Here is a 13,226-nt window from a genome sequence, read left to right on the forward strand (position 1 = left end):
TTTGTGATTAAGTTAAAGAAACTGCCCATTCTACTGCCTTATACGCATGGATTTTGGCGGTATCAAAAGTCGGTATACTTAATGCTTGATCAGCAATTAACATCGGTATTTCTGTACATCCTAAAATAGCCCCTTCTGCTCCTTTACTCTTCGAGTCTTCAATAACTTGGCATAAATACTTTCTAGACTTTTCTGTAAATATTCCTTTTACTAATTCATTGTAAATAATGTCATGAATAGTTTGTCTTTCCTGAGTTTCAGGAACCATTACTTCAAGACCATATTTATCTTCTAAAGCACTAGTATAGAAATCTTTTTCCATCGTATATTTAGTTCCTAAAAGCAGTACTTTTTGCAATTTCTGCTGCTGTATTTTTTCTCCAGTGGCATCTGCAATATGTAGTAAAGGAATCGCTACACTTTCTTTTATTTTATCACTAACCAAATGAATCAAATTGGTACACAATAGTATACTATCAGCTCCTGCTTTTTCTAGTTGCTTAGCACTTTTAGCCATTACAACTCCGATGCCTTCCCAATTGTTCGCAAATGTCATTTTTTTGATCTCTTCAAAATTTACAGAAACCATGATGAGTTTTGCAGAATGAGAATCACCCAAAACCTCATTCATTCGTTTATTGATTATTTCATAATACAGTTTAGATGATTCCCAGCTCATTCCACCAATTAATCCTATTGTTTTTGATTGCTTTTTCATACTAAATGGTTTTATAACAAATTATTACTATTTGATTTATTGACTTTATACAGTGTAAATTTATTGTAGCATACACGTATAAATCAGATTGATCATTGAGTACTTTTGTAGTTGTAATTGATTTTTTTTCAACTACTGCCAAATCGATTGTATTGTATCTTTGTATTTATGGAATTAAAATATTTTAGACTCATAAAAACGATTGTAGAAGAAGGTAATATAGCCAACTCTTCAGAACGTCTATTTTTAACTCAATCCGCTTTAAGTCATCAATTAAGAGAGCTAGAGGACAGATTAGAGTTTAAAGTTTTTTATCGTTCACGAAATAAATGGCAATTAACAAAAGAAGGAGAAGAACTTTATACTTTGGCAAATACTCTATTTAGTGCTATTGACAAAAGTTTTGATAGGATAAGTCACCTAAATGCAGGATCTAAGGGAAAAATAAAATTAAGTGCAGAGTGTCAATCATTTTTTCATTCTATTCCTAAGTTTATACAAAAAATGGGGATTCTTTATCCTGAAATTGATATAGAATTAAGCCTGGGCGCTACACATCAAACTATTTCGCAAATATTAGCAAATGAGATAGATATTGCTATTGTTACTACTAAACCCATATCAGAAGAATTGTCGAGTACAGAAATATTTAAAGATGAAATTTTTGTATTAATGCACAAAGAGAACCCATTAAGTACTTTACCGTATTTAGAAGCCAGCCATTTTGCTAATGTTCATTTATTAATAAATTCTTTCCCGTTAGAAGGTGTTTTTGTTTATGAAAATTTTTTAAAACCAAACCAAATCAATCCTATCAAAATTTCTGCGATTCCCTTTACTGAAACTTCATTATCTATGGTAAATGCTAATATGGGAATTATTTGCGCACCTAAATGGCAACTAAAACCTTTTAAACTATCTGATGACCTTATTTATAAGCGTATTGGAAAACATGGTTTAAAAAGAAAACATTATGTCGTTGTAAAGCAGGAACAAAGAAGTAAAAAATATATCCATGATTTTCTATCAAACTTTGAAGATGACTTTCTATAAATCCTTAAGAATCTTTATTACTGCTTCTACTTTTTAATTTTGTTATTTGTTCAATACAGTTTTCCTAGTACTCAGCTTCACTAAAGTATTAATATAGTACAGAAATACTGTGGTAATTATAAGAAAAATAGGCATTTTAGGGATATTACTGATTGATCCTAAAAATCCATTTTCTATATGAATAAGCTTAAAAAGAATAAACGTTAGAATTAATACCAATGCGGTACAAGCTATAAATACAGTTTTAAACGACCACCAGATTGAAGGTGATTTGGCAGAGTGCTTATCTTCTATAGTTTGCATTAAGTTATTAATAAAATCATCTGATGTATTAATTGTACTTTTCTTAAACAACTGTCTTAATTTTTCTTCTTCGTTCATAATAAATTTTTTAGATCATTCCCTAATATTTTTTTCAATTCAGCATGTATATTCTCTCTTCCTCTATGCAAATCGACTTTAATCTTTGAGCTCTTAAACCCTGTAATATTTTCTATCTCTTTAATACTAGATTCACATAGATAAAAAAGCCTAAGTACTAAAGCCTCATCAGGTCGTAGTTTTTCTAAAGCGAGATTAATATACATTTTTTGATCAGACTCAAGCGTTACATCTTTTCCTTGCGTATCTAAATTTATAGTAATAGCATCTATTGTTACGGTATGTTTTTGCTTTTTTAGCTCATTATAACTCGTATTAACAACAATTCTATACAACCATGTTGAAAATGATGCTTTAAACTTAAAAGTATTTAGTTTAGCATACACTTTAATAAATACCTCTTGTAGTACATCTTCGGCTATTGTTTTATCTTTCAAAATAGAACATGCAAGAGAAAGTGATACATCTTTGTACAAATAGACCAATTGTCTAAATGCAGTTGTATCACCTTCATTTATTTTACGAATTAACTCGTAATCGTATTGTTTCTTAGAATTACTCAAGTTTCTTTCTTATAAAATGAGTAATCACGGATCCTGCAGCTCCAAAAATTAGAATTGTTCCCCAAACCAATAGGTCTGTAGTATCTTCAGATAAATTGAACATCGTAAAAATCGATGATACTAATAAACCAACTCCTAAACCAAAAACAATACATCCAATATCCAAATACTTATACTTAGTATTGTTTTGTTCTAGGTTTATACCTTTATCTATCATTGCTTTTTTTATTAAATAGGTATATCGCGCTATAATAAAAACAACAAGTATGGCTGTTACAGAAAGTAATACTAATCCAAAAAATTCATTTAATTCATTCATATCTATATTTTTAAAAGTGTTTGCCTATAATTTTTTCTAAGGTTTGTAATAACGGAAATAAGTTGTCAGAGTTTGCAAACATTACAAACCCATATTTTTGTTTTGGAATAAACATACTGTAAGCTTGAAAATCATGATTATTACCTGTATGCAGGTGCATTAATCCATTGGGAGTAGGTTTTTGTGCAAATCCCAAACCCCATCCTGTTTGTCCTGTTTCTTTTAAAAGTTTACTTTCTTTTTTAAAATGATTATGTTCTTTAAGCATTTCATCTCTAGTAGATGTTTTAATGTTTTTAGGGTTCATCATTTCGATTAAAAATAAAGCATAGTCTTCTGCATCTGATTGTAAACTATAGCCTGGACCAACTTTTTTATCTCTATGAATTTCTGGATTTACTTTACCTTTCATGTGTCCTTTGGCTACATTCTTTTCAAGAACATCGTTCCATGTATAAAAACTTCTATCCATACCTATCGGATGTGCTACTTCTTTAAGAAATAGACTATCTAGTTTACTTCCCCAACCAATACCCATTTTTGTTCCAAAGGCAGCACCTAAATGTTGGTAAGCCTCGCCTGAATATGAAAAATCAGTACCTGGTTCAAAAGCAATTGTAATAGGTTTTCCTTTTACCCAATTTGGGATCCCTGTGCCATGAGATAATATGATTCTTGGTGTTAATTTTTGATATGCCTCAAAGGATTCTTTAGCAATTACTCCGTCAGGAAAAATAGCCTTAAGATAAGGATATATTGGTTTATCAAGATCCAGATCTCCATTCTCAACCATTTTCATTAAGAAATACGCAAAAAGTGGTTTAGATAAAGAAGCTCCTTCAAAAATCGTATTCTTCGTTACTTGTTCTTTTGTTTTTAAACTCGTTACTCCAAAAGTATTATGATAAACAATATTATGATCATTAATAATTGCTATGGAGAGACCTGGAACTCCAATAGAGTCCATTGCAGATTTAATATACGTATTTAGTGTAGTGATTTTTACATTATCGCCATTAGGAGTTTTTAAAGTCGAAGTAATATTTTGACCAATACATCCACCTATACTAAAGGTAAAAAACAATACAAGATATAGATATTTTGATTTTCTTTTTGATTGATTCATCTTATTAAATTTTAATGTGAGTACTATATTTTTGCGAATTCACATGTATTTGACAAGATGACTTTAAAAAAGGTTACAAAAGTTGTGAGATCTCTTAAGATTTGCTTGTTTTATAGGCTTTTGAGAAGTTAAATTAAATTGTGATTTTTCTTTTTCTAGCAGTGATATCCCAACTATCTATCTTTTTTGAGTGTACAATTACAGAGACTTCATCATATAAATTTATGGTTGGACAAATATGATAAGGAACTCCATAAAGAACATCTCCAACTTTTATGTCATTCCAATTTTGCACGCTAAGCACACCATGCTCTTCACTTTGAGATATCAATTCATAATCAAAGAGGTTTAAAAACTTAACTCTATTATCTATAGGATTTTCTGATGCTATTGCTTTATGTCCAAGATCAATAGTAATGACATTCTTTTTAGGTTTTGAGATAACTCTGGTAATTACTAGAGCTGCGTATTTGTACTCTTGTTCTGTAAGTTTTTGGTCATATCCCCAATCCCAAAGTATGCAGGTTCCTGGGCTACAAATTCTATCTTTTTCAGTTAAATGCGAAGTAAAAGAAGGTGTCCCTCCGCTTATTATCTCTATATTGGGATATTTATGTTTAAGGGTTTCAAAAAAGGTGGTAATATTTTTAAACCCTTCTTCTACCCTATCTTTGCGCTGTTTAAAGTCAGGGGTTCTTAAATGTCCATCGTACACATGAAATCCCAAAAAATTCAATGATAAGCATTTATCTATTTGCTCGATAAGATTTTCAAGACCTATACCTATTTCAATACCAGAACGATCCATACCATTATTAATATCGATATAGATATGTATATTAATTGCATGCTTTACAGCTTCATGATGTAATTTTTTAGCTGAATCAATATTATCTACTATGGTAGAAAATCGGGTATTCTTAAATGTTTTAATTAACTCTATAAAACGCATTACTTTAGGTCCTACTAGTTGATGTGCTATCAAAACATGTGTAGCACCTTCAACTGCTGCAATTTCTGCTTCGGCAATAGTTGCTGTTTTAAAACTTTTAATGCCAAGAGTGATCATTTGGCGAATCACTTTTGGCATTTTATTCGTTTTAATATGAGGCATTAACTTAGACAAATCATTATCCACCATAGTAATCATGGTGTTTAAGTTATGCTTTAAATGGTCTTCATATAATACTATAGAGGGAGAATCAATCTCATCGATATTTAAGATGTTATACCATTTCATATTGTTATGCATTTATATTTACCAAAATTGAAATATAAAAGTAGTACAATCCTTTATGATATGATACGAGTAGTTATTTAAATACCGTTCCAAATATCTAAATACATCTTCCAATCATCACCAATTTTTTTCCAAACAATCACATATTTGCCCTTCCAGGAGATTTCTTTATCATTACTTTTTTTGGTTTTACCTTCATAATATCCATAATCATAGGCTGTATCGTCTACAATGGTAATTTCACTAGGTTCAATCTTATGGTATTTAATTTGCACATCTTCTGGCAATTCCCAATATTTTACAATCGATTCTGTACCTTCAATAATTTTACTTTTGCTAGGAAATATTTTAGCGTCTTTAGTGTACGATTTCCCGATCATATCATAATCTGAAGCCATTACATACTTCGAGAAATTTTGAGCATTCTTTAAAATTATATTGATGTCATTTTTATCTCCATTGTATACCTGACTAAACCCCAGATTATACATTAACATTATGATAAATAAAGTTTGTATTGATTTCATTACTGTTCGTGATTTAAATTTGATGATATTACTTCTTTGATCTATAAAATATTTTGTTGACTATTTTCCACTCTCCATCGATCTTAAGCAAATTCATAAAATCAATAAAGGCAAAAGTATCATAATCGATTCTTAGTTTTGCCTGAGCCGAAGTACCCTCTACATCTATAGAGACCACTTTTGTTTTTCTATTCTGTTTTGGGCCCGGCTTTATTACCTTTTTAAAAAACTCTAATGCATTTACCTCTTTATACCCTGCATTAGAAATAAATTTCATGGTTGCATCTTTATGAAAAGCTTTCTTCAATGTTTCAAAATCATTGTTTGTTCCCCCTTCTAAATAATAAGATACTGTTGCTTTTACCTGATCATGCTCAGGAGTTTGAGCATAGGTTGCTATTGTACCAAAAATAAAAAGTAGTACTGTAAAAATTGTTTTTTTCATGTCTTAAGTTTTAATTGTATTAATTTTCTTGTTTTTTGAGTGTTTCTACTATTTTTTGAGCCACAACAATAGAAGCCGTTGGATCTTGTCCTGTGATTATTCTATCATCAACCTTATGATATGCATCCCAACCATGCTTAGAATAGATAAAATTACCACCGTTTTGATTTATAGTTTCTTGTATAGAAAAAGGAAACTCTTGATAGTATTTTGCGTCTTTATTCTCAAACATATCAGGAAAACCATTTATCTTTTTTCCTTTATAGACATATTCTCCGCTGGGGTCTTTTAGATTTATTATTCCTGCAGTACCATGACAAACTGCTGATATAACACCATTGTTTTCATAAATTTTCATGGTAATATCTTGTATTCTTTTATTTTCAGGAACACCAAACATTGCCGCTCCACCACCACTATAATATACGGCTTTATATGATGAAACATTAATCATATCTGGTGTAAGTGTATGTTTAAGAAGATTCATAAACTTAGCATCATAAATATACTTTTTCTGGATACTGTCAGAAGTTTTTAAGTAGCCAATAGGAATAGCCCCTCCGTTTGGGCTCACAAAATCAACTTGAAAACCTGCTTTGATAAGTACATCATAAGCCAATACTATTTCTGCAAAATGATTGGCGGTATTCATATCTGTACTACCATATGTATGTTGATTTGAAGTTACAAATAAAATTTTAGGTTTCTTTGTTGTATTATTTTGAGACATTGTACATCCTGATAATATCAAGATGATGAATACCACACTACTAATATTTCTCATGTGCTACTAATTTTAAAGCAATTTGAAATATCTAATGAAGTTATAGATTTGATGTTATAAAACCGAAGTTCGGATTTATAATTCAGTACCGAATGTCTATACTAGGGATTAGCGTTATTTTTGAATTTTGTTGGTGTAACACCCGTTATCTTTTTAAAAGTAGTAAAGAATGTAGATTTAGAATTGAATCCACATTCATACCCTATAGCCTCGGTTGTATATTTGTTATTTGGATTTAACAACAATCGTTTAGCTTCTTCGATTCTATATTCATTAATAAATACAGAAAAACTTTTGTTTAAATTATCATTTAAAAATTGAGAAAGATAATGTGGAACAATGTTTAATTGACCTGCCACATCATTTAGTTTTAAGTTTGAGTTTTTAAATAGTTCTTTTTCTACAATAATATCATCTAAACGTTTTTGAAGAGATTCCGCTTCACTATTATGAATTTTTTTATTTGCATATTTTATATGTTCTTCAAAAAACAAGAAATTCTTTTTTCGTCTAAAAACCCAAAATAAAACTAAAAGGTAAAATACAAATGAAAAGGAAAAAGCACCAACGATATATGATGTGTATGATCCTATATTATACCCAATCCAAATAATGGTAACTCCGACAAAAATACTGATCATCCAAATTTCGAGATCTTTTATTTTTACATTCTTAGAGACTAATTTCTTTAAAACATCTTTTAAGCATATCCCTGTTATTACAATATAGATCAACCATTGTAAATAGATTAACCTTACGATTGTGCCAGACCATAGACGTTTATATGACCAATATGGGTATACTAGTCCTAGTATTGTAACTATTAAAATAACAGGAATAACATGAAACATCCAGCTACCATTCATTTTATTATGCTGTACTATAGCCTTACTATATAAATATAAAAACGGACCTATCAATACGCATGCTGATAATCCTATTTGTATAAAAACTTCTGATAAATTAGGATTAAAATAAAAAAACACTGATTTAATAATACGTATACTAAGCATAAGTAAAAGAGCAGCAAGGAAATAATTGGATATAAGTTTCTTTTTTGAGAAAAACGCAAAATAAATACTTAAAAAAAATCCATTAAAAGCTCCTAACGCACTAAAAAGAAATAGTAATTGCTGTTCTAGATCCATTTAAATTGAAAAGAAGTAAATATATAAAGTATAAATTTATTATTGATATCTATACCCCCTCAATTTTAGTAAAACTATCTCTATTAGAATTATACTATTCTACATGAGTCAAAATCCAATCAGATAGTATAGCAAGAGCTTTAGGAGAGAATGTTTCTTCTATTTCTGAGTATTCATTCATATTACCTGTTTTTGCATTTTGAAACAAATGATTTAAACCTTCTAGTTCAATAATTTTAAAATCTTTATTTTTTCCTTTTATCAACGCTTGTCGCAATCCAGCTTGATTTATTTTAGCCGGAACCTGGGTATCAAGACTCCCATTTAAGGATAAAACGGGTATGTTTAATTTTTCGTATTCTACCGCAGGATTATACCCATAAAAATATCGTACCCATTTTGTAGTACGCATGGCTACAAGACTATTTAATATTCTATCTATCTCTATATCGGAAACACTTAGGTTTTTAAGTATTGGCGCAATGGTTTCTTGATAATGTTTTTTTAATTCTAATTTGATAATAGGTATTTTTTTATCCTGTTTTGCTATTTCTATAGCTCGCCTAATTGCCTGTTCATATATTTTTTCATCAGGTACAGGAAATGGTCGTAACGTTTTTGATTGCATTATAGAAAGTTCTGTTCCCGAAATACCTGTACCGGCTAACGATATGATAAAAGCTACATCTTTTGATTTATTAGCTGCTAAAGGTGCTATAATTGCGCCTTCACTATGACCAATAAGTCCTATTGCATTTTTGTCTATATCATTGCGTGATTTCAGATACTTAACAGCGCTCAAAACATCTGTTGCAAAGTCATATGTTGTTGCTTCTGAATGTATTCCTTTTGACTCTCCAAATCCACGATCATCATATCGTAATACAGCTATTCCTTTTCTTGTTAAGTAATCGGCAAGAATCAAAAATGGTTTATGCTTTGATATGGTTTCATCTCTATCTTGAGGGCCACTTCCACTTATCAAAATTACAACAGGAAATTTTTTATTTCCAAATGGTTTTGTTAACGTACCTGCTAAACGTATTTGATCTTTATTATTTTCGAAATAAACATTTTCTTCTAAATATGGATAGGGTTTGATAGGTTCTTGTGGTCTATTTAATGTATTATTAGTTTTTATTTTATCTCGCTTTAGATTTAATACAAAAGAATTTAGCCCTTCTGTAATCCTTCCTTTGATTTCACTGTAGTTGGTTTTAAAAACTCCTTTATAGAACATTCCAACATTAGAAAAGTCAATAACCAGACTATCTCTTTTATAATTTGTTGATTGTGCTTTTATTCCTTTAATTCTTTGAGTCGGAATGTCTATTATCGTGCTATAACTTTGTCCTTCTTTGGTAATTGTAAAAGTGAAATTTATGGTTTTATTTTCTCCTACATTTATCCCTCCGCTCCAGATTCCTTTAATTTCCTGGGAAAATGAAACTAATGAAAAAAATAAGAAAATGATTGTTATATATCTAGTTTTCATACTTATAATTTTAAAAATAGTGTGTAGTGTATCCTGCCAACTTTTTTGGCTATTTTTTAAACTTTATTTTTTGTAGTGATTGAGTTTCTTTTTCTAACTCAAAGTTTTGGGTTCCTGAAGCTCCTCTAGGATTTTTGTTGCAGAAGCAGTTAGTCGTTTGTATTTACCATATCCCCACTTAGAAAAGAAAATTAAAAATAGAGTCATGATAGGGATATACCAGTACAACACTTCAACATTAGTAACAAAAATATCTTCATCTTTAAAAAGTTTTATAATAACGGGAAGACTTACTATCATTAGGATAAAGTTTAGGTATATCCCTAATCGTTGCGAAAACAAAAACTGTTTTCTATTCTTTGCGTACTCTATAAGAGTCTCTTTATACGTATTAGAGATAATATTTATCCGCTTCATAGTATTAATAGATCTTAAAATATAAATCGGTAAAAATATCAAGTAAGCTATAGTAAAAATACCAGATGTTAAAAGGTACCATGTGTCTAGTTTTGACAGTTGAAATAGGATTAAAATAGCAGCTGCAAAGCATATTAATGCTCCCATACCTTCATATTTTGAAATTATTCCTATTTTATTTTTAAATCGTTCTTGCGTCATTTCCATAATAAGTTTGTTTGTTAATCTTTTTTGATTTTCAATTTGATCACTCATTTGGGACCATATTGCTTGCATTTCTTCCAATTCCATATGCTTATTTTTTAATGATGATTGTCTTTAACTTTTCCTTTATTCTTCCCATCCGGGTACCCACATTACTTACTGTTAGTCCTGTAATCTTTGAAATTTCTTCATACTTTTTTCCTTCTAGAAATAAAATGATGATTCCTTTATCTATATCTCCTAAATTTTTTATTTGAGAATACACTATTTTCAGTCGTTCTTCGAGTACAGGATCATAATTCTCTTCTTTTAGAAATACATTGTCCAGAGATATATTATATCCTCTTCTCTTTTCTTTTTTTGAATATAACAACGCCGTATTTAAAGCAATACTATACATCCATGTACTCACTTTAGCATCTCCTCTAAAAGAATCGAACCCTTTCCATAGTTGATAAACAATCTCCTGATATAGATCTTTTTGATCATTACTAGTATGGGTATATACTTTAGTAATCTTATAAATGATCCCTTCATTCTTTTTTATCAATCTAATAAATGTTTCTTCTTTATTCATTAAAAATCAGTTATACTCTATTAGTGTTTGCTAGTATTAAAAAAGCACAAAAAATTTAAATTATTTTTTCAGATCATATAAATTCGACCATTACTTAGGGTAAAACAAATACAATTTAAATCGTTTTATGTTCAAGTTAGGTATAACACAAATAAAAACACCTTGCTTATTATAAACAAGGTGCTGACAACGTAGCAATAATCCAGTATTACGTTTTACTTATTCATGATTATCTCAAAAAAAGTATTGGGATGTTTAATTTATTTATTACTCCTTTTATTGGAGTTTCTACCTTACCTAATTTTAATAAAGTACGATCATTTGTAGAATTTCTTGGTATACAAAATAATTGCGTATTTGTTTTAGAGACATAAGAAGCTATAGCATCTAAAGTATTAGCACCTTCAGAAAAAACATAGGATACAACATTTCTTTTATTGGGCAACAATTCATTTTCTGATTCTTTTTTATTACCTATATTAAAAATACGAGTTGGTTTTGTTCCTTTCTGATTTAAATCATTTATAATTTGAAAACCATGTTTTCTCAAAGTTTTACCGTATATCCCTAATGAAATATCCGAATATGAATGAAATCTATAACTTTCTCCTGCAATAAGAATATTGGATGTACTGTGTTTTAAAACAAATTTTGTAATACCGTTACTTAAAAAGTCAATGAATTTGGATTTTCTTTTACCTAAAAGAATAATATCAGGTTGTACTTTATCAATATGTTCTTTAATAGCTATTTTAATATTACCATATGCCATTTGATATTTAATCTGGATATGGTTTTTCTTTTCTGCATTAGTAATAATATTTCGTAATCTTAACATTGTATTATGATAATCTTCATGAATCTCGGTGATTGCAGAATATTGATTTTCGTATCTAACTACATCTGTAGGTGCCTTCACATGAAAAACTTCTACATTACCATTAACCACTTCTGCCAATTGTATTGCATTATCTAATGCTACAAGAGAAGCTTTTGATAAATCCATTAATACTAATAAACGATATTTAAAATATGATTGTTTAGTATGCATAGTTATATTCTTTAGGGTGAACGAGCTATTTAAAATAAACAGCACAACTACTTAACAATGAAAGTTATACAACATAAATATAACACTATTACTATCAATATATAATAGTTTAACTTTTGATTAATATAATTCTAACGTATACAGGACTATACCTACAAAACCGGCACTTAACTATTTGTTATAGTATATAAGTGATATGATCTCTTTTTCAGTACAAACCCCTGTAAATTTGTCTATTATATAAAAATAGTAACCAATTATGAAAACTAAATTCTTTACATTAATTTCATTAATAATACTTTTTTATCAAGGTATTGGGCAAGATCACAATACTATAAACTATTTTAACGCTGTACCCCCTCCAAATGATTCTATTGTAATTTTTGCAAAAGGAATTGTTTCATTAGATGACAGATGGGAAGAAAAAATATGTTTTTCACCTGATGGTAAGGAAGCATTTTTTGGAAGACATCCTGATGGAAATAATAATTATTTTAAACCTCGTACCATGTATTCCAAATTCGAAAATTCTAAATGGTCTACTCCAGATACAGCAGTATTTTCAAGAAAAGTAATAGCAGGTTATCCAATATTTAACCCTGATGGAAATATTCTATACATGGAACAACCTATAAAACCTACAAAAAAAGGAGTCACTGGACAAATCGTTTTTTCTAAAAAAAAAATAACGAATGGTCAACACTAAAAGTGATATCCCCAAATGTAACCGCTAAAGAGGGGTTTGGACTTGCACAAATAACAAAAGATAGTACGTTTTACTTTCATGACAGATTTGATCGTGTGGCATATTCTGCTAAAGTTATTAATGGTAAAATAACTGCTCCTAAACCACTCCCCTATATACTTAATCCAATTGTTGAGTTTTTTGTTTCACCAGATAACGACTACATCATATTTATGCCACTAAATTGGTCAAATCAATTTCATATAAGCTTTAAAGTTAAGCACAAATGGTCAATGCCCATTCCTTTTAGTGCATACTTCAAAAAGGAAAAAGGATGGGATATGCGTGGTTATGGTCCCTATGTATCACCTGATAGCAACTATTTCTTTTTCGGAAAAAAGGGAGATATTTATTGGATGAAAGCCGATTTTATAGAAGCGTTAAGAAAGAAAATCTAACACGTTACATTTCTAATAAAAAGACACTTAACCTA

General features: G+C 29.6%; 17 protein-coding genes. 3 read left to right on the top strand and 14 right to left on the bottom strand.

Translation table 11 applies throughout. The features are described 5' to 3' along the window. Positions 1-7: 7 nt before the first annotated feature. Positions 8-718: an aspartate/glutamate racemase family protein gene (locus D1816_RS04390; RefSeq protein ID WP_118501332.1), complete on the bottom strand. Its 711-nt coding sequence runs from the start codon at positions 716-718 to the stop codon at positions 8-10. Positions 719-886: 168 nt separating this feature from the next. On the opposite strand from D1816_RS04390, the gene D1816_RS04395 reads away from it, so the two are divergent. Continuing rightward, positions 887-1,771, top strand: a complete 885-nt coding sequence (locus D1816_RS04395) for a LysR family transcriptional regulator (RefSeq protein WP_118501333.1) — start codon at positions 887-889, stop codon at positions 1,769-1,771. 42 nt (positions 1,772-1,813) lie between these two features. Here the strand turns inward: D1816_RS04395 and D1816_RS04400 are convergent, their stop codons facing one another. From D1816_RS04400 to D1816_RS04460, 13 genes are all read right to left on the bottom strand, one after another. Further along, on the bottom strand, positions 1,814-2,152 hold the full coding sequence (locus D1816_RS04400; protein WP_118501334.1) for a hypothetical protein: 339 nt from the start codon (positions 2,150-2,152) through the stop codon (positions 1,814-1,816). Next, positions 2,149-2,715, bottom strand: a complete 567-nt coding sequence (locus tag D1816_RS04405) for an RNA polymerase sigma factor (protein ID WP_118501335.1) — start codon at positions 2,713-2,715, stop codon at positions 2,149-2,151. The genes D1816_RS04400 and D1816_RS04405 overlap by 4 nt, the downstream gene beginning before the upstream one ends. Continuing rightward, positions 2,708-3,034, bottom strand: a complete 327-nt coding sequence (locus D1816_RS04410; RefSeq protein ID WP_066310005.1) for a DUF6249 domain-containing protein — start codon at positions 3,032-3,034, stop codon at positions 2,708-2,710. Before D1816_RS04410 ends, D1816_RS04405 begins: the two co-directional genes overlap by 8 nt. Before the next feature lie 10 nt (positions 3,035-3,044). Continuing rightward, on the bottom strand, positions 3,045-4,160 hold the full coding sequence (locus D1816_RS04415) for a serine hydrolase (protein ID WP_118501336.1): 1,116 nt from the start codon (positions 4,158-4,160) through the stop codon (positions 3,045-3,047). A 133-nt stretch (positions 4,161-4,293) separates the two neighbouring features. Then, a complete protein-coding gene (locus tag D1816_RS04420; protein WP_233565299.1) occupies positions 4,294-5,400 on the bottom strand; it encodes an alanine racemase in 1,107 nt (368 codons plus the stop codon). A 77-nt stretch (positions 5,401-5,477) separates the two neighbouring features. After that, on the bottom strand, positions 5,478-5,927 hold the full coding sequence (locus D1816_RS04425) for a DUF4440 domain-containing protein (RefSeq protein ID WP_118501338.1): 450 nt from the start codon (positions 5,925-5,927) through the stop codon (positions 5,478-5,480). Positions 5,928-5,955: 28 nt separating this feature from the next. Next, the gene (locus D1816_RS04430) at positions 5,956-6,372 is read right to left on the bottom strand and encodes a nuclear transport factor 2 family protein (protein WP_118501339.1); all 417 of its coding nucleotides are present in this window, start codon (positions 6,370-6,372) and stop codon (positions 5,956-5,958) included. Between the two features lie 19 nt (positions 6,373-6,391). Beyond that, positions 6,392-7,156, bottom strand: coding sequence for a type 1 glutamine amidotransferase domain-containing protein (locus D1816_RS04435; protein WP_118501340.1), 765 nt, complete (start codon positions 7,154-7,156; stop codon positions 6,392-6,394). A gap of 101 nt (positions 7,157-7,257) precedes the next feature. Continuing rightward, on the bottom strand, positions 7,258-8,304 hold the full coding sequence (locus tag D1816_RS04440; RefSeq protein WP_118501341.1) for an AraC family transcriptional regulator: 1,047 nt from the start codon (positions 8,302-8,304) through the stop codon (positions 7,258-7,260). Positions 8,305-8,398: 94 nt separating this feature from the next. Beyond that, entirely contained in the window at positions 8,399-9,799 is a 1,401-nt protein-coding gene (locus D1816_RS04445) for a S9 family peptidase (RefSeq protein WP_118501342.1), read from the bottom strand. A 93-nt stretch (positions 9,800-9,892) separates the two neighbouring features. Next, positions 9,893-10,507 (bottom strand): hypothetical protein, encoded by a 615-nt coding sequence (locus D1816_RS04450; protein WP_118501343.1) that lies wholly within the window; start codon positions 10,505-10,507, stop codon positions 9,893-9,895. 4 nt (positions 10,508-10,511) lie between these two features. Further along, a complete protein-coding gene (locus tag D1816_RS04455) occupies positions 10,512-10,997 on the bottom strand; it encodes an RNA polymerase sigma factor (RefSeq protein ID WP_118501344.1) in 486 nt (161 codons plus the stop codon). 229 nt (positions 10,998-11,226) lie between these two features. Then, entirely contained in the window at positions 11,227-12,048 is an 822-nt protein-coding gene (locus D1816_RS04460) for a universal stress protein (RefSeq protein ID WP_118501345.1), read from the bottom strand. 259 nt (positions 12,049-12,307) lie between these two features. On the opposite strand from D1816_RS04460, the gene D1816_RS04465 reads away from it, so the two are divergent. Further along, the gene (locus D1816_RS04465) at positions 12,308-12,754 is read left to right on the top strand and encodes a hypothetical protein (RefSeq protein WP_118501346.1); all 447 of its coding nucleotides are present in this window, start codon (positions 12,308-12,310) and stop codon (positions 12,752-12,754) included. 2 nt (positions 12,755-12,756) lie between these two features. Then, positions 12,757-13,191, top strand: coding sequence for a hypothetical protein (locus D1816_RS04470; RefSeq protein ID WP_118501347.1), 435 nt, complete (start codon positions 12,757-12,759; stop codon positions 13,189-13,191). Positions 13,192-13,226 lie beyond the last annotated feature (35 nt).

The sequence above is a fragment of the Aquimarina sp. AD10 genome (assembly GCF_003443715.1).
GTDB lineage: Bacteria > Bacteroidota > Bacteroidia > Flavobacteriales > Flavobacteriaceae > Aquimarina > Aquimarina aggregata.